At 49.0% G+C, this 16826-nt stretch carries 17 protein-coding genes and 6 pseudogenes; 14 read left to right on the forward strand and 9 right to left on the reverse strand.

The genetic code is table 11. The features are described 5' to 3' along the window. Positions 1-29: 29 nt before the first annotated feature. Both FNY10_RS17000 and FNY10_RS17005 read left to right on the forward strand, forming a co-directional pair. Positions 30-758, forward strand: coding sequence for a hypothetical protein (locus tag FNY10_RS17000; RefSeq protein ID WP_160702415.1), 729 nt, complete (start codon positions 30-32; stop codon positions 756-758). 382 nt (positions 759-1140) lie between these two features. Then, positions 1141-1398: pseudogene (locus tag FNY10_RS17005) on the forward strand (transposase); the annotation flags it as partial. A 236-nt stretch (positions 1399-1634) separates the two neighbouring features. Here FNY10_RS17005 and FNY10_RS17010 read toward each other — a convergent pair. Next, on the reverse strand, positions 1635-2681 hold the full coding sequence (locus FNY10_RS17010; protein WP_160702413.1) for an IS110 family transposase: 1047 nt from the start codon (positions 2679-2681) through the stop codon (positions 1635-1637). A gap of 73 nt (positions 2682-2754) precedes the next feature. Here FNY10_RS17010 and FNY10_RS17015 point away from each other — a divergent pair. The 3 genes and pseudogenes from FNY10_RS17015 to FNY10_RS17025 all read left to right on the forward strand — a co-directional run. Next, a pseudogene (locus FNY10_RS17015) lies at positions 2755-3606 on the forward strand (IS3 family transposase); the annotation flags it as partial. A gap of 598 nt (positions 3607-4204) precedes the next feature. Next, positions 4205-4691: pseudogene (locus tag FNY10_RS17020) on the forward strand (DUF2778 domain-containing protein). Beyond that, on the forward strand, positions 4672-4941 hold the full coding sequence (locus FNY10_RS17025; protein ID WP_227699446.1) for a hypothetical protein: 270 nt from the start codon (positions 4672-4674) through the stop codon (positions 4939-4941). Before FNY10_RS17020 ends, FNY10_RS17025 begins: the two are co-directional and overlap by 20 nt. On the opposite strand, the gene FNY10_RS17030 is transcribed toward FNY10_RS17025, so the two are convergent. Further along, positions 4933-6131, reverse strand: a protein-coding gene (locus FNY10_RS17030; RefSeq protein ID WP_160702411.1) for an IS3 family transposase whose coding sequence is annotated in 2 segments (ribosomal slippage) — positions 4933-5813 and positions 5813-6131 — 1200 coding nt in all. Because the reading frame shifts where the segments join, the coding sequence is not laid out codon by codon here. The genes FNY10_RS17025 and FNY10_RS17030 overlap by 9 nt on opposite strands. A 115-nt stretch (positions 6132-6246) precedes the next feature. Here FNY10_RS17030 and FNY10_RS17035 point away from each other — a divergent pair. From FNY10_RS17035 to FNY10_RS17050, 4 genes are all read left to right on the forward strand, one after another. Next, complete coding sequence (locus FNY10_RS17035) at positions 6247-6543, forward strand: hypothetical protein (protein WP_202395181.1); 297 nt, start codon at positions 6247-6249, stop codon at positions 6541-6543. 132 nt (positions 6544-6675) lie between these two features. Continuing rightward, entirely contained in the window at positions 6676-7125 is a 450-nt protein-coding gene (locus FNY10_RS17040; protein WP_160702409.1) for an STM2901 family protein, read from the forward strand. Continuing rightward, on the forward strand, positions 7119-7445 hold the full coding sequence (locus FNY10_RS17045; RefSeq protein ID WP_160702407.1) for a DUF1493 family protein: 327 nt from the start codon (positions 7119-7121) through the stop codon (positions 7443-7445). Before FNY10_RS17040 ends, FNY10_RS17045 begins: the two co-directional genes overlap by 7 nt. A gap of 17 nt (positions 7446-7462) precedes the next feature. After that, the gene (locus tag FNY10_RS17050) at positions 7463-7948 is read left to right on the forward strand and encodes an Hcp family type VI secretion system effector (protein ID WP_032689686.1); all 486 of its coding nucleotides are present in this window, start codon (positions 7463-7465) and stop codon (positions 7946-7948) included. Between the two features lie 201 nt (positions 7949-8149). Here the strand turns inward: FNY10_RS17050 and symE are convergent, their stop codons facing one another. The 5 genes and pseudogenes from symE to FNY10_RS17075 form a co-directional block, all read right to left on the reverse strand. Beyond that, positions 8150-8482: an endoribonuclease SymE gene (symE, locus tag FNY10_RS17055; protein ID WP_160702405.1), complete on the reverse strand. Its 333-nt coding sequence runs from the start codon at positions 8480-8482 to the stop codon at positions 8150-8152. A 421-nt stretch (positions 8483-8903) separates the two neighbouring features. Further along, positions 8904-9920: pseudogene (locus tag FNY10_RS17060) on the reverse strand (Gfo/Idh/MocA family protein). 22 nt (positions 9921-9942) lie between these two features. After that, positions 9943-10923 carry a PTS glucitol/sorbitol transporter subunit IIB gene (locus tag FNY10_RS17065; protein WP_160702403.1) on the reverse strand — a complete coding sequence of 327 codons (981 nt, stop codon included), beginning with the start codon at positions 10921-10923 and terminating at the stop codon, positions 9943-9945. Beyond that, the gene (locus FNY10_RS17070) at positions 10920-11291 is read right to left on the reverse strand and encodes a PTS glucitol/sorbitol transporter subunit IIA (RefSeq protein ID WP_160702401.1); all 372 of its coding nucleotides are present in this window, start codon (positions 11289-11291) and stop codon (positions 10920-10922) included. The genes FNY10_RS17065 and FNY10_RS17070 overlap by 4 nt, the downstream gene beginning before the upstream one ends. Then, entirely contained in the window at positions 11288-11815 is a 528-nt protein-coding gene (locus tag FNY10_RS17075) for a PTS glucitol/sorbitol transporter subunit IIC (RefSeq protein ID WP_100684806.1), read from the reverse strand. Before FNY10_RS17075 ends, FNY10_RS17070 begins: the two co-directional genes overlap by 4 nt. Before the next feature lie 365 nt (positions 11816-12180). Here FNY10_RS17075 and FNY10_RS17080 point away from each other — a divergent pair, with 365 nt between their 5' ends. Then, the gene (locus FNY10_RS17080; RefSeq protein ID WP_160702399.1) at positions 12181-12420 is read left to right on the forward strand and encodes a helix-turn-helix domain-containing protein; all 240 of its coding nucleotides are present in this window, start codon (positions 12181-12183) and stop codon (positions 12418-12420) included. Between the two features lie 287 nt (positions 12421-12707). Here FNY10_RS17080 and FNY10_RS17085 read toward each other — a convergent pair whose 3' ends face one another. Then, positions 12708-13781: an FUSC family protein gene (locus tag FNY10_RS17085; protein ID WP_160702397.1), complete on the reverse strand. Its 1074-nt coding sequence runs from the start codon at positions 13779-13781 to the stop codon at positions 12708-12710. A 265-nt stretch (positions 13782-14046) separates the two neighbouring features. On the opposite strand from FNY10_RS17085, the pseudogene FNY10_RS17090 reads away from it, so the two are divergent. From FNY10_RS17090 to FNY10_RS17105, 4 genes and pseudogenes are all read left to right on the forward strand, one after another. Beyond that, a pseudogene (locus FNY10_RS17090) lies at positions 14047-14543 on the forward strand (tlde1 domain-containing protein). After that, a complete protein-coding gene (locus FNY10_RS17095) occupies positions 14524-15060 on the forward strand; it encodes a hypothetical protein (protein WP_160702395.1) in 537 nt (178 codons plus the stop codon). The pseudogene FNY10_RS17090 and the gene FNY10_RS17095 overlap by 20 nt, the downstream one beginning before the upstream one ends. A gap of 474 nt (positions 15061-15534) precedes the next feature. Further along, positions 15535-15894, forward strand: coding sequence for a type II toxin-antitoxin system RelE/ParE family toxin (locus FNY10_RS17100; RefSeq protein ID WP_160702393.1), 360 nt, complete (start codon positions 15535-15537; stop codon positions 15892-15894). After that, a complete protein-coding gene (locus FNY10_RS17105) occupies positions 15878-16201 on the forward strand; it encodes a helix-turn-helix domain-containing protein (protein ID WP_160702391.1) in 324 nt (107 codons plus the stop codon). The genes FNY10_RS17100 and FNY10_RS17105 overlap by 17 nt, the downstream gene beginning before the upstream one ends. A 214-nt stretch (positions 16202-16415) precedes the next feature. Here FNY10_RS17105 and FNY10_RS17110 read toward each other — a convergent pair. Continuing rightward, a pseudogene (locus FNY10_RS17110) lies at positions 16416-16664 on the reverse strand (SymE family type I addiction module toxin); the annotation flags it as partial. Positions 16665-16826: the final 162 nt, after the last annotated feature.

The following is a 16826-nucleotide window of genomic DNA, read 5'->3' on the forward strand; positions in this document are numbered from 1 at the left end:
TATTTCATGAAAAAATGCGTAGGTGTTGAATGTATATTAAAAATAATAAGGCTGAATATAAAAAAATAGATTTTTCCTATTTGATATTGAAATTTAAGTACGAAATAAAATATCTTGAAGGTTATTTGTCTTTTACGAAAGATTTAGTAAATGACAAAGGTACTCAATTATCTGAGGAAATGTACAATGATACTAAACTGGCTCCAGAAAATGAAAGTTTGATATTGGATATTTTTGAGAACGAGGGTAAGTCTTTATTGTGCTACTATCACCACTCTGCTGTAGTTTTGATTTATTCAGTTCTTGAGACGGTGCTGTCTGAAATCTGCTATGAAATTTTTACAAACACTAGTGCGAAATTTTCTCATGACGATTTATCAAGTGGAAGTCTAATAGGTAAAGCAAAAGACTATCTTGTCATTACTTCTGGTTTGGATTTTTCATTAATTAGTGGGGAATGGGCTGAAATAGGAAAGTATCAGAATTTACGTAATATTATTGTTCATCAGAACTCTTTTTTTACAAAAGGTAAAAAAGGGTTAAAACAAAAAACGAGTATTAAAAATAACTTCCCAGAAATTGAAATCTCTAATCTTGGAGACAAGTTTTATATAGTTAAAAGTAGCACTTTATTGAGGTTTATAAGAACAATAGAGATATTCATCTATAAAATATTAAGCTATGTGGAACAGGTTGATTTCCTCACTAAATATAATGATCATCCTATTAACTTGTTAAATGAAGATATGCCATTCTAAATTAATTTGAAAGTAATGTCCATCTCAGATTTTTTTTAGAATATCATTATCTACCAATCATCTCTGCAAGAAATATCTTTCCAAAAATCTGAAATTTTATCTTATCTTCAGCACTTACATTTTTAAAATATAATAATAGCCCAAGCGCAAACTCCTTATCGACATCTTCGAGACTGTAATTTAAATTGTGTAATTGCCTGTTTTTGATATGTTCACTCCAACAACGGAGACAGGCAAAGTATGGACGAAAAGAAACTCAAGGCCCTTGCGGCTGAACTGGCCAAAGGCCTCAAAACGGAAGCTTGTAAGCATCCCGGTAAAGCGGACCATTCACATTTAGAGATCTTCCTGCATACTGATTATGTTCCTGGAGGAGATCGTCATGCGCAAAGCCCGATTCACCGAACACCAGATCATTGCCGTTTTGAAGTCCGTCGAAGCCGGACGCACCGTCAAAGATGTCTGCCGCGAAGCAGGGATTTCTGAGGCCTCGTACTACAACTGGAAAGCGAAGTTCGGCGGTATGGAAGCCTCTGATATCAAAAAGATGAAAGACCTGGAGGATGAAAACCGCCGACTGAAGCAGATGTTTGCGGACCTGAGTCTCGAGTGCCGCGCACTGAAAGACGTTATTGAAAAAATGTATGGTTCGCCCCCGTTTTGCAAGCACACGATGATAAAAGCTGTTTGCGTTAATGTATCCGGCCTCTTGCAAGTCAGCTGCTTTTGGCAGCAAGGCCATGATGGAATAAGCGCGTCAGGTTCCCAATAAGCTTCTTCGGCTGTTAAAGCCGTTTTTTTGTCCCGGGTTTACAAGACGCCATTGCACAGTTTTGTCATCACATACCCTGCAAACTGGTAAGATTTTAAGCGAGTTCAGATTTCTCGTTGCTGTAAATAAAAAGCGCCCGGTCGTGTCATGACAGCCCAGATAATTCGGGCAATTTTGTTCGCCAGTGCGACAACAACCTTATTGCGGTGTACACCGCGCTCTTCCATAAGTTGTACCCACTGTCCCAGAAAATTTGTTGTCCTGTTCAAATGCAGAACACAGGTTCGGGCTCCATGGATAAGCAGTTTTCTCAGGTAAGCATTGCCACGTTTACTCATACCTAATAAACGTTGCTTGCCTCCTGTTGAGTATTCTCGTGGTACAAGCCCCAGCCAGGCAGCTAAATTGCGCCCTGATTTAAATTGTTGGCCATTACCTACAAACGCCGTCATTGCCGTCGCTGTCAATTTCCCTACACCGGGAATAGACGTCAGCCTTTTAGCTATTCCATCTGCATCAGCGATAGACTCAATCTGGCGACGTAAGTGCAACAGTTTTTCCTCAAGAGACCGATATTCCTCCCAGAGATCAATGAGTATATCCCTCATTGATGGACTCAGTTCGTTTTGCTCGTCAGATAACAGAGAAGGCATATCATGTGTAAATTTGGCAATTCCACTGTGGATAGTTAATCCGTATTCCAGGAGAAATGCCCTGGCCTGATTCACCACCGCTGTTTTATGAGAGACCACGCGTTCTCTGATCCTATGTAATGCCTGTAGATCGAGCTGTGCCGTTGTTTTTGGTATCACTGTCCGCATAGTAGGACGAGAAATGGCTTCGGCTATTGCTTCAGCATCAATCAGGTCATTCTTGTTTGATTTAACGAAAGGTTTTACAAATTGTGCCGGGACGATGCAGGGCGTATGTCCAAATGATTTAGCTTTTCTGGCCAGCCAATGGCAATCCGGACAGGCTTCCATTCCAATCGTTGTTTGGGGTAAGCGGGCTAGATATTCAATCAATTTAACGCGGGTAAAACATCGCCTAATCAGGATATTTCCTTTATCGTCCATTCCTACTACATGGAACGTATTTTTACCGATATCAATACCCATTCGGCTAAGGGACTGTGCTTTTGTTCGTGACATAACACACCTCCAATATAAGGGCTGACAGCAAGTGCAATTTTAGCAAGTTGAGTGGGGGCGAACCATTCCATTAGCTTTAAAACCAGCGATAAAGCGTGAGCTGGTCAGCTATCTGACCGCGCAGTTTGCCATGAGCTTACGTCAGGCATGCAGGCTATTATCGCTGAGCAGGACGGTATTTCGTTATCAGCCGGATACGCAACGTGATGAGCCAGTCATTATGGCGCTGACCGTGGCGGCTGAACGCTATCCGCGATACGGATTTAAAAAGCTTTTCCAGGTGCTGCGCAGGCAAGGCAACTGCTGGAACCATAAGCGCGTTCACCGGATTTACTACCTGCTGAAACTGAATTTTCGCCGTAAGGGAAAACAGCGCCTGCCGGTGCGTAATCCGGCTCCGCTGTCGACGCCAGAGGCGATGAACCAGAGCTGGTCCATCGATTTTATGCACGATGCGCTGGTGTGCGGCAGACGCTTCCGGACCTTCAACGTGGTGGATGATTTTAACCGCGAAGCACTGGCGATCGAAATTGACCTGAATATCCCGGCGCAGCGGGTCGTGAGAGTGCAGGACAGGATCGTGGCAAACCGCGGATATCCGCTAAAGATGCGGATGGATAACGGTCCGGAACTGGTCTCGCTGACGCTGGCACAATGGGCAGAAGAGCATGGTGTGATGCTGGAGTTTATCAGGCCCGGCAAGCCAATGCAGAATGCCTTTATCGAACGGTTCAACCGGACATACAGAACAGAAATACTGGATTTTTATCTGTTCAGAACACTGAATGAAGCACGGGAAATTACAGAGCGCTGGGTGGCTGAATATAACGGCGAGCGCCCCCACGAATCCCTGAATAATCTGACACCGGAAGAGTACCGACTGATGGCTGAAACCCCGGAAATCTCAAAAAGTGCGTGGAACTAAAACGGGTCTGCTTACACGACCACCTTTAATCGGATGGCAATTACACAGAATTATTTACAGGGTCATGCTACGGGTATAATCATTGCACCATCTTTGGGTTGGTTCATGTGTTGCATCACTCGTTGATGTTGAAAGAAAACATTTGAGTATACAACTGAGTATACATAACCAATGCAATATCTATTAATCATTTAAAATTCAGTTGATTAAACTTGAAATTCGAGTCCGGCCTTCGCACTTCTTTCATTTTTTGATTAAAAAACAATTTAACTGAAATATCTCATCTTTATTATATGCCCAATCTTCCCTGATTTTTTCTTGCACAAAAGCCGCTCTGATGGCTAGTGGCGCTGGTATGTGACTTTCCGTTGTGAGCCGTAACCAGGCTCAAACTCTGTCTGAATATCAGCCACGCTCCCGAAGGATATCTGCATATCCCGCTAAATTTCACCGTTTGCCATAATCCATATGTCACAGCCAGGCTCATACCCCAACATAAAATAAGATTATTTTAAATAAAATCATGTTTTTAATATGGCTTGTCTACTAAGCAACCTGTACCTTAATCCACATATCACAAAAGGATATTGGGTGGTTTATGGACTTATATGGAAAGTTTGTAATCAACGATGCGCACTACTCTCCGTTATCGTTTCCTGGGGCAGGAACATTTTTAGCGTTCTCTGGCGATGGTATTTATCGCAATCGGGGAGCTTGTGGCATGAAGCCAACAGTAGGCCCGGTTCCGGCGGGTAAATACTGGATTGTTGAGCGTCCTAAAGGTGGACTCCGATCGCAAGTTAATGCAGGCATTCGGGATCTTTACAACCATGTAGTGAATGGTGCGACGTTCAGGCATAACGAATGGTTTGCTCTGTGGCGGGATGATTGTTACACATGGATTGAGGGGTTAAACGCGGTAACTTGCGTTTGCATTCCGGCGCGCCATCGGAAGGCAGTATCACTCTGCCACATGATTCAGATTTTGCCATGATGCGCAATAGCTGGTAGGCGTCCCTTGTATGAGTAAACTCAAGGCATACGGCACAATTGAGGTGATCGCCAATGGCAAAACATGCCCTTAGCTTGTTCCTTAAGATAGTGCTGTTTTCTGTGGTTATGCTGATCGTCGCTAAGGTGATTCCCTACGACGGTTTAGTCAGTTCCATCATCGGTCTTTTTGATTTCCACAGCGCCAGTCGTTTTACTCGTTTCATACTGGGTGAACCCGATCTAGAAGTGTGGGAATCGTTACATTTTTACTTCGCTATTCTGATCATTATTGGATTTGACCCTTTATATCCAGACGCTTTTTCTCTCTTATGGTTACGATAACTTTCTGCGTATATATTCCCGTGGTGAGCGGTATCCCAGCGCACTGTGCGGATGATGTTCATTGTAATGGCTGAACGCCACTGCCAGATTTATCAACGCCGTCCCGCTGTCCGGTTTGGGCATGATGCTGATGTAGTCCCGCTTTATCGTCTTCACGAAGCTTTCTGCGATGCCGTTACTTTCCGGGCTACGCACTCTTGTCGTGCACGGTTCAAGCCCCAGCATCCGGGCGAACGCCCGCGTTTCATGTGCCCTGTAGGCTGAACCGTTATCCGTCAGCCATTCCAGCGGCTCTGACGGCAGATGTTGCCCAAAGCGTTTTTCCACTGCACCCAGCATCACATCCTGCACTGTTTCTTTGTCATAGCCACCTGTGCCCGCTGCCCAGTCGATGATCTCCCGGTCACAGCAGTCCTGGGCGAAGGTTACCCGCAACTTTTCGCCATTGTCACAGCGGAACTCGAAGCCGTCTGAGCACCAGCGCCGGTTGCTTTCAGCCACCGCCACGCGTCCTTTATGGGCCCGCTTCCGGTGGTGCTCAGCTGGCTTACGCTCAAGAAGAAGATGGTGAGTGCTCATAATGCGGTACACCCGCTTCGCATTCACAACAGGCTGCCCGTCCTGCTCAGACTCCCGTCGCAACAGCGCCCATACCCGGCGATAACCGTATGTGGGCAGTTCAGCCACCGCCGTATTTATCCGGGACAACACCGCGGTGTCGTCGAAGCTGGATTGTCTTCTGCGATCCTGCCAGCCAGATGGCCGGTTAACCCTGATATTCAGCTGCGCACGCGACACACCGATACTCCGGCAGACGTCAGTTATTCGTCGTCCCCGGGCAACAAGGGTGCATGCGCAATCCATTTTTTTGCCCGACCGAACTCCACAGCCTCTTTAAGTATTTCAGCTTCCATCGTCTTTTTGCCCAGAAGGCGCTGAAGCTCGCGGATTTGCTTATTGGCAGCAGCAAGTTCAGATGCGGGAACGACCTCTTCGCCTGATGCCACGGCGGTCAGAGAGCCGTCTTCATACTGCCTGCGCCATTTGAAGATCTGGTTAGCATTGATGCCATGAAGACGGGCAACATGAGACACGGTCATGCCGGGCTCCATAGTCTGCTGAATAATGGCAATTTTTTCCTGCGGTGTTCGGCGTCGTCGCCGCTCGGGTCCTGATAACACTTCAACCATCTTATTATTCTGACTGGTGTTAAACATAGGTCTAAGACTACCTCTTATTTTAAGAGAGGCGAAGTGTCCGGTGATCTATGGGGCCAGTCTAATTATCCTGATCAGTGTTTCTGTCATGAGCGCGATGATCACCACTTACAACGGCATGATGCGCAAAGTTAATCCAGCCAACCTCTTTGATGACTGGATTTTATCCACCCTGCGATGTCTTGTTAAGGTATTCGCGTTCACGTTCCTGTTCTGGACACTGTTCCGCTTCCTGCCTTACTCGTCTGTTTTTACTGATGGAGAAACATATCCGGCTTTCATTATTCCGGCTGCTGTGGCTTGCAATCTGCTGATAACGATGGTTTGTTATTGGCATATGATGAATAAAATTACCAAAGTTTATTCTTTATTTCATGCTATATGACAGTGTTGGCTGCATTATTTTTAATGCAAATTTTATGGGGGTTCTGTCATAAAAATCATACTATTACTATATTTCGGCTGAAAAATAATCGCTATAATTGTCATTTCCACATTAATCATAATGGATTGTGATATGGATTCAGTAGAAGAGCTCAATGGAACATACTTTTATAAGGCTGTCTGTAATATTTCGTCAGGAGAGCTATTTTTCTGGGTTTTCCTCGACAAAATTGATGAACAATTTGGCGGGATTACCGATCTATTAGGGATGGCTTGTATCGTTCTTGGGTTGCCGGTATTGAAAACCAGAGGTAAACCTTACGGAGCGACACCTGGTACGTCCATCGCCTCTAAATATTCTCGGGAATTCCTCAACGTGCATCTATCCGTAAGGCTCCCGACTCTGACAAATGCCAGCATCCGAACGCTAAAACCGATGATGACAAACAATTTAGGCGCATTCGTTGGACGCACGATTCCTGTTATCGGTTGGGTATTATTGGCAAGCGATGTCGCTCAGATTACTTATAAAACGGTGAATACCTACAACACCATAGCCAGAAAAGAGGATCGTGTATGGTGACAGATAGCGAAATATTAGAGTTTTTCAGGGCAGAGTTATCTCTTGCAGTGACGTTTACTTTTAAGCCTATCCCGATTGAGTTTGATACGCCATTGCAAGGCTATGCCGAATGGGATGAATTACCTTATGCCATTGATGATTTCGGGAAGAAATTTAATGTCGATGTATCAGCGATCAATTTTGATACCTACTACCCGTGGGAAAGAGAGTCTGTATATCGCAAATGGTTTAACAAAGAGCCGATCAAGCAAGTATCAAAGCCGCTAACTGTACGAATGTTCGCAGAGTCAGCTAAAGCTGGTCTCTGGTTATATGACTAATTAAAAGGAGTTTAAGAATGGCTGTTCCCGTTCACCTGTTTTTGAAAGATGATGGCGGCGCGATGATCCGCGGCGGTTCCGATGTTCAGGACCGTGAGGGGAGTGTAGAACTTCGCGGCCTGACGCATAATCTCAGCATTCCTACCGACGGCGCTACAGGGAAATTAACCGGCACACGTAAACATGCACCGTTTCTGTTCGATAAAGAGATTGATTCCTCGAGCCCATACCTTTACAAAGCCGTTGCCACTGGTCAGACGTTGCAAAGTGCTGAATTCAAGTTCTACCATATTAATAACGCTGGCCAGGAAGTGGAATACTTCAATATTCTGCTGGAAGGTGTGAAGGTTGTTTCTGTGACGCCAATTGTCCACGATACGCGAACGATAACCGGTACGGGCCATCTGGAAAGTGTGCAGCTACGCTATGAAAAAATCACCTGGCGTATTGTAGATGGAAATATCCAATATACAGATGCCTGGAACGAGCGTGCTACGGCATAAATGATGGTCCCTCGTTATACTGAACTCTATTCACTATCAGGTTCCTCTGTCGACGACCAAAGAGGATGATCGGGTGGCTCTTAAAACTGATCTGATTCAGGTTACCCTAATGAACATACGATGTTGCACAGGAAAAACCGTTATTTACCCCCGCTTGCACCTGAAAAATAACCGCTCCTGACGCATCAGGAGCGGTATTTATTAGCTTCGTACACGTTTCCCCGCAATCACCCCAATAAGCTCTCTTACCTGCTTCTGCTTCCTTGCCGACAGCTTCTCAACCCGACGCATCGCTTCTTCCAGCTCCGGTACCGGCTCTACCGCCGTCAGCACGATACAGCCTGCCATTACCCGTACTTCCACCTTTGTACCCGTCGCAAACCCTGCGGCCTCCAGCCACTGACCCTTCATCGTTAACGCCGGAATACGACTATAATCCGGAAAACGGCTCACATAGCTCACGGTTAACTGACGCTTATTTTTCGGCGACACTTCTGCAACGCATAAATCTGCAATACAATCGACTTCAGTCATAATTGCTATTCCGTATAAATAGTGATTGTGATGAGCGATGTGGACGTGCGTCAACACGTTCACATCGCGTTAAATAACAGCTGTAAATCTAACCAGTAATAAAAACAAAGTCCAGTTGATAATAAAACATAATCGGCACTTTCTGATGTATATTAAGAACTGAAGAAGAATATTTAATCTTGATTTTTATGGCGTATAAATAGAATCGATGAATGAGTTTATTTTCTTATAAACCATTAAATGACTTAACGTCATATATTATTGTCAACTATCGGAAACACACTTATTCCATCCTGCGAATAAGTTCACGGACTATAGTGCTGGCAGCTACCCGCATAGCAGGACATCCGGCCATCGGCTAACACCCGTAACCGGATGTATAACGTGACAAGGGAAGGGAACATCCTTGTTCCCGGAACCCTTAAACCAGCAGCTCTGCCTGGCCGCTCAGCAGGCTTTTATGCGCCGTTTCGCAAATCCGGCTGGCCTGTAGCCCGTCATCTGCGCTGGCGGCATACGGGGTATTGCTCTTCACCGCTTTAATAAAGTCATTAATCGGATCAATACCAAACCCGCTGGCGACGCCGTCGCGGTAGGTAATGAAGTAGCTGTTCGGGGTCTTAACCGTTTGCTGGCCGAAGATCTCCAGCCCGCGGTTTTGTGAATCGGAGCGGATCCAGGCGTTATCGCACAGCACCGCCATGCGCCCGTCGTTGTCTTTCGGGAAAGCGGCGGGCAGGACCCAGCTGTTTTCAATCACCCACGAACTGCCGTCCTCCATCAGCAGGGTGCTCTGCACGCTGTCCCACGTGTCCAGCCCTTTACTCGCCAGCAGGCGTTTCTGCCCGACCGCGTAAACCGATTTCACCTCCTGCCCGCTGATATAGCGCACCATGTCGAAGCAGTGCGAGCCGAGGAACCACACCGGCGAACTGTGCGCCGACCAGGCCAGCCATTAGCTGGGAACGGCGATCACATCATCCATATTGATATAGCCGCGCAGGATCCTGCCACTTTCCGCCTTCTGCACCTCCATGCGTACGCGGATCGCCGCCGGGTCCCAGCGCTTGTGAAAATCGACGCCGACGATTACCTCATGCTCCCTGGCGGCGGCAATAATCGCCTCGCAGTCGGCCACCGAGGTCGCCAGCGGTTTTTCAATCAGCACATGCTTACCGTGGGCAATGGCCTGCAGAGCCGGTTCCTTATGAAATGGATCGGACGTCGCCACAGAAATGATATCCACCTGCTGTTCATCCAGCAGGGTGGACAGGCTGACGTACCCGGCGATGCCCAGCTCATCCGCCGCGGCATGGCAGCGCTCGATGTTATTGTCGCAGACCGCGACCAGCTCCACGTCCGGGTTATGCAGATAGGCGTTGATATGGTGCTTCCCATAAATCCCCGCGCCGACAACGGCCACTTTTAACTTGTTCATCATGACGTTCCTTATATGTCTGTTAAAACAGTCCCAGGGAGAATGCCCAGCCAATCATCACGGCCAGCGGGCCGGTCAACTGGCGGGAAAGCAGGAAGGCCGGTACGCCGCTGGCGATAGTCTCCGGTTTGGCCTCCTGCATCGAGAGGCCGACGGGCACGAAGTCGCAGCCCACCTGTACGTTAATGGCGAACAGAGCGGGCAGGGCGAAGGCTGGTGAGATATTCCCCAGCCCAATCTGGGTGCCAATCATCACCCCTACCACCTGGGTAATCGCCGCGCCGGGCCCGAGAATAGGCGACAGAAAGGGGATGCCGCAGATCACCGACAGCAGCAGCAAGCCCCACAGCGAGTTCGCCATCGGCGTCAGGGCGTGGGCGATCACGTTACCCAACGACGTGGCCTGGACGATGGCGATCAGCACGGAGACAAAAGCCATAAACGGGATCACCGTTCGCACCGATACGTCCACCGCCTCACGGCTGGCGGCAAACAGCAGGGCGATCACGTGGCCGGTCTTATTACCCAGCGTTTCCACCGCCAGAATCAGCTGATTGCCGAAAGTGGCGGGCGGCGGCGTCTGTGCGACCGGTGAGGCAGGCTCCACAACGATCGCCTGCGGCTCATCCTGCATCGCGTCTGTCGCCACGCGGGTGATCTGCCCTTCATGCACGTCCGACACGTAGTTGCTGGCGTTAATAAACTGCGCCAGCGGCCCGGCTTGCCCGGTAGGCATCACGTTAATCGTCTTGATGCCTTTTTTCGGATACAGCCCGCAGCGCAGCGAGCCGCCACAGTTGATCACCACGCACAGCGTCTCTTCATCCGGCGGAACGGCCTGAAAGCCGTTGATCACCTCCGATTGCGTGAGTTCGCCCAGCCGACGGGCGACGGGATGGATCTCCCGCCCGGTCAGCGACACCACCTTCAGCCCGCTGCCGATCGGCAGCCTCAGCCCGGTACCGAACCCTTCGGCGCCGGGAGCAACGTTGATCAGGTTCATTGCGCACTCTCCTTAACGATCAGATAGCCCTGCAACAGCGCAAGCGCAGGGACTTTGCCGGCAAGATGTAGCGTGCCCTGATGGCGCGGCGTGCTGGCGCTATCGAACACCAGCGTCAGGTGTCCGAGCTCCAGCAGCGCCTGCAGGGCGCGGCTGCCAACGGCGGTGATGAGGTAGTCCTCGCCCCCGAGCGTGAATCGATCGCCCGCTAGTAGTCGGGCATGCTCGTGCTGAAAAACGGGCCGCAGGGCCAGGGCGTAATCCAGGCAGTCCGCCGGGACGTCGGCGCGAAAGGTAATCAGCAGGTTATCCGCCAGACCGTCCGCCACATGGGGGCCGACGCGTTCGATATGGGCCTGATAGATCATGCCGCACCTCCCGTTGCCTTATGGCGCAGGCGCAGGAACAGATATTCGGTGATCATGCCGCGCAGCAGGCCAATCACGATGGCGGCGGCGATATAGCGCAGGGCCAGTTCGGTCACCGGCAGGCCGAGGGTTTTGATCCCGGCGGCGACGCCCAGCCAGATGAACAACTCCGAGGGCACCACGTGGGGGAACAGGCTGGTCAGCGGGTGGGCGGTGGTGCCCAGTGCGTCCTCATATCCGGGTTTGCTCTTTTCCGGCAGCAGCTTGCCGAGCGTCAGTGCGCCGGGGCTGCTCATAAAGAACCAGCCGAGGATCGGCAGCAGGCCATAGGTCAGGATCCGCGAGCGACCAAACAGCGTCGCTACCCGTTCCATGCGCTGCTGGCCGACCAGCTTCATCAGAAAGTTGATGGCGAGCAGCAGGCAAATCAGCATCGGAATGATCCCGCTCATCATGTCGAGAAAGACCTTCCCGGCGAGCTGGAAAATATTGATAAAGCTTTCAGCAAGGGTAACCAGAAACATGGCGACCTCCTTGCATGGGGCGGGTTGGCAGTGCGACAGCGGTGGTGATTTTCATAAGTAAAGTTCCCTGTGTTGGTTAAGGTTACAAACGAAATTCATTGCTTTTAGTAAGGTTTTATTTGTCTGCTTCTGGAAACGAAAGGTGGTTGTCTTTGCTATATCCCTGAGGCACGAAACGACCAGAACCCCGAGGTTTCACACTAAGCAAATGACCTGGTGGCTATTTCTCTTCGGTTATGGGGCGTGAGCTATCGTGATGTGTTCTGTTTTTTCCTGGATAGCATTGGCTAATTGATTATCCTGTTTTGGGATATTTATGGAAGCGATCGATATTCGATTTTGGGATATAGATCGAGAAAAATGACATGCCTTCTATTTATTCTGATGAATATCAAATGGTTATAAAACTATTGCGTACAGCAAGGAAGGAGAAGGGGTTAACTCAGGTAACGCTGGCCCAGGCGCTGGGGCGTCCACAGTCATTTGTCGCCAAAATGGAGAGTGGTGAGAGGAGGCTAGATATCGTGGAATTCGCGCATATTGCTGCCTTGCTATCTATTGATCCGGTCAATGTATTAAATGTCATTATGTCAAAATACAAATAATAAGGTCTGCAGCGCTTTTTTAGGCTTGAATTCATGCGGGCTACATAAATTGCATACATCAGGTTTATATTCGAATTGATCCCCTTATGCGATGGGTTATCCGCGGCCTGACAGTTTATAAAGCTTATATGAATGGCTCCCTCAGATTCAGGCTCTCTTTGGGACCCATATTAAAAAGCTCAGGTTGCAATCTGGCCTCTCCCTGGAGGCAAGTGCGGACTCGTTCGCGCTGACATCAGCGGCATCGAACGCGGGGTCACAAATCCAACCTTTACGGTGCGTGTCAATTATGCGTCGCGTGAGCCTAGCAGTGCCTGTAAGGCATGCTCCAGCTGCCGTGCATTATCTTCTACCGTGAGCCATTCTGGCGGTAGTTCATGGCGCTGGTCAGCGGTGGACTGAGGTTGTGTTCCCATACAAGCCTGCGGGTCACTTTCCTTGAGCGCAACAACGGCGGATTGACGGGCGAGTACCATGCAGCTATCCGACAACCACTGGCAATACGTCATCACGACAGTTGGCGGTGGAGTATGGGTGTGTGACATGGCCCGGCTGAGACTTTCCGCTAATAAAAGGGAAGTCGCGTATACCCGGATTGCATGGCGGTCGTAACGCTGTGTGACGGTGGCAAGCCGCCCGGCGTTTAGCCGACCCCGTAGTGACCAGCGTTTACTGACCTGTGCTTCAGCTACAGCGGCGCGAAGAGCGGCCAGAGCGGCCTGAGCCTCTGAAAGCTGACTCAAAGCGGCTTCTGCTCCCTTACTGCTTTGCACCTCACAGGCTCGTAGCATTCGATCCAGTCCATTACCAATCTGACGCAGGAAGTCAGAGGTTGAACGCCCAATGTCGCTGAATGGATTAGATGTAAAGAGCACCTGGCTGAATAATAATCCGACAGAGGCTCCCAGCAGAACGTCCACTAAACGCGTACCGCCCGCGCTTTCAGGCCCCATGGCAAGAACCAGAGCCACCGATACTCCAGCCTGGATGGGGACCACCGGAGCCGGGCCGATGGCGGCGCCCAACAAAATAGCGAAGAACATACCAATGCTCATCCGCACCAGTGGATGAGTATCGGGGAGCTGCCACATCAGCTCCCCCATCACGATACCGAACGTACAGCCAATAACCAGATTTCTTGCTTGTTTCAGGTGACTGGGTACTCCCGGAGCAAGACATACCACGGCGCTGACGATGGCAAACGTAGGATGCTCATGCCCTAACAGCCATACCGCCAGTAACCATGCCAGCAGGCAGGCCAGTGCCGTAGCAAGCGCATCGCGTGCTGCCAGCCTTGCACGTGAAGGAAATCCAGTGGTGATTTGGCGCCAGGACAGGCGTAGACGAACTAACCAATGCAACAGAAAACTCCTCAGCGATGATGCGCATGATGATTCACGGTTCTGGACGACCCGCACAGATGCCCGAAATAGTAGATCACATTGCGGGAAAAGGGGGCAGGATTATGCGTTCTGATGCTTCTCTGGGCATTGAAATACCGCCGCCAGGCGCTGACTACCAACATAAAATAAGATTATTTCAAATAAAATCATATTATTAACATGGATTGTCTACTAAGCAGCCTGTACCTTAATCCACAGTTCAAAAAAGGATATTGGGTGGTGTATGACTCTGCATGGAAAGTTTGTCATCAACGATGCGCATGACTCGCCGTTATCGTTTGCTGGGGCCGGAACATTTTTAGCGTTTTCTGGCGATGGTATTTATCGCAATCGAGGGGCTTGTGACATGAAGCCGACCGCAGGCCCGGTTTCGGCGGGTAAATACTGGATTGTTAAGCGTCCTGAAGGTGGAGCCCGATCGCACGTTAATGCCGGTGTTCGGGATCGTTACAACCATGTCATGAATGGTGCGACGTTCAGGCACAGGCGAGATGATTGGGGAACCGATGATGACACATGGAATGAGGGGGTAAACGCGGTAACTTCCGTTTGCATCCTGCCGCGCTATCAGCAGGGGGGATCACTCTGCTACATGGTTCAGATTTTGCCATGTTGCACAATGCGTTACTGAAAACACCGCAGGTAGATGTTCCTTGTATGAGTAAACTCAAGGCATACGGCACAATTGAGGTGATCGCCAATGGCAAAACATGCCCTTAGCTTGTTGCTTAAAATAATGCTGTTTTATGTGGTTATGCTGATCGTCGCTAAGGCCATTCCTTCCGACGGTTTCGTCAGTTCAATCATCGGTCTTTTCGATTTCCAGAGCGCCAGTCGTGTTACTCGTTTCATACTGGGTGAACCGGATTTAGACGTGTGGGAATCGTTACATTTTTACTGCGATATCCTGATTAATACCCTGATCGGTATTCCTGTCATGAGCGCGATGATTACCGCTTACAACGGTGTGACACGCAAAGTTAATCCAACCGGCCTCTTTGGTAACTGGATTTTATCCACACTGCGACGTCTGGCTAAGGTATTTGCGTTCACGTTTCTGTTCTGGGCACTGTTCCGCTTTCTGCCTTACTCGTCTTTTTTTCCTGACGGAGAAACATATTCAGCTTTCATTACTGCGTCTGCCCTGGCTTTCAATCTGCTGCTAACCATGGCTTGTTATTGGCTCATCATGAATGAAATCACCAGCAAAATTTATTCTTTATTTAATGCGATATGACCGCGCTATCTGCTGATTTTTACTGCGAATTTTATGGGTGTTTTGTTTTAAAAATAATAATATGACTATATTGCGGCTGAAAAATAACCGCTATGATTGTCATTGCCACATTAATCATAACGGATTGTGATATGGATCCAGTAGAAGAGCTAAATTGTCCATCAGGTTCCCCACACTGACAAATGCCAGCATCCGAACACTAAAACCAATGATGACAAACAAGATAGTCAGGAAAGAGAAGCGAATATGGTGACGGATAACGACGTGTTGGCGTTTTTCAGGGGCGAGTTGACGTTTACTTTTAAGCCTGTCCCGATTGAGTTTGATGCGCCGTTGCAAGGCTACGCCGAATAGGATGATATGCGTGGTTAAAAATACGGCCAAATTATGTTGGCTTCAGGCACTTTGCATCAGTGAAAAAAAGGATTAATCTAGCACCAGGTGCTATAGTCAAGGTAACAGGATGTCAGCCTGATGCGCGTATTCAAAACCAAATGGTTCAGCAAGGCAGCCAAATCTCACGCCATCAAAGATAGTGAGTTATGTCGGGCTATAGAGGCGGTAGTGCAGGGGAAGGCTGACGATCTTGGCGGGGGAGTATACAAGAAACGGCTGAACCAGAATCGCGATCGCGCCATTATCCTGGCGAAAGGCGGGGAGCACTGGTTTTACACGTTCCTTTATGCCAAACAGGATATGACAAACATTGATAATCGCGAACTGGCCGGATTCCGCGAGTTAGCAAAGCACTACGCTGCTCTTAGCGATGAAAAGATCACGGCACTGATTAAGAGTAAAGAACTGGTGGAGATTTGCCATGACTGCAAAAAGTAAATTTAAGAGTCCTGCATTTGAGGCCATCCACAGCGCGGCTGCTGGATTATTCAGCGTCGATGCTATCCCGCAGGAAACGATGCGCAACTTTGATAAAGCGTGCCTTAATAACGTGGACGATCTGCAACCTTTTGAGATTAAAGCATTACGCGAGAAGCTGAACGTCAGCCAACCCGTTTTTGCCAGCTACCTGAATACCAGTGTGTCAACGGTGCAGAAATGGGAAAGTGGCGTAAAACGCCCCAGTGGGTTATCGCTGAAACTGCTTACCGTGGTGCAGAAGCATGGGTTGAAGGTACTGGTTTGATTTAGTTGTACTGGCTTATTTTGGATTTGGTCATTTTATGCGATAAATTTCGAGCTAATTTGATGGGGCACTTAGTGCCAAAAGCGGAAATTATTTCTGATGGCTAACGTCTGATACATTTAGCATTTGTATCTGGATAGTGACCAAACTAGCTTTTCTGATGTCAGGCGGATAGGCGAAGAACGTATTGATGTTTTCCCCGTGCGCACGCCAGCTTTTGCTTCCTCGCCGACAGCTTCTCAAACCGGCGCATCGCTTCTTCCAGCTCCGCTACCGGCTCTGCCGCCGTCAACACAATACAACCCGCCATGACCCGCACTTCCACCTTTGTACCCGTCGCAAACCCCGCCGCCTCCAGCCACTGACCCTTCATCGTTAACGCCGGAATACGACTATAATCCGGAAAACGGCTCACATAGCTCACGGTTAACTGACGCTTATTCCATCCGGCGAATACACTCACCGCCCTTAGTGCTGACGCTCATTCGCAGGGCAGTACATCCCCAGTAACCGGATGAATAACCTGAGCGACCAGAGCAGGGGAATATCCCTGTTCCCGGAACCCTTAAACCAACCGCTCTGCCTGCGATATAGCGCACCATGTCGAAGCGCTGGCGGCAGGACG

Origin of the sequence: Klebsiella sp. Lac1 (assembly GCF_009825425.1) — a bacterium.
Taxonomy (GTDB): Bacteria; Pseudomonadota; Gammaproteobacteria; order Enterobacterales; family Enterobacteriaceae; genus Klebsiella; species Klebsiella electrica.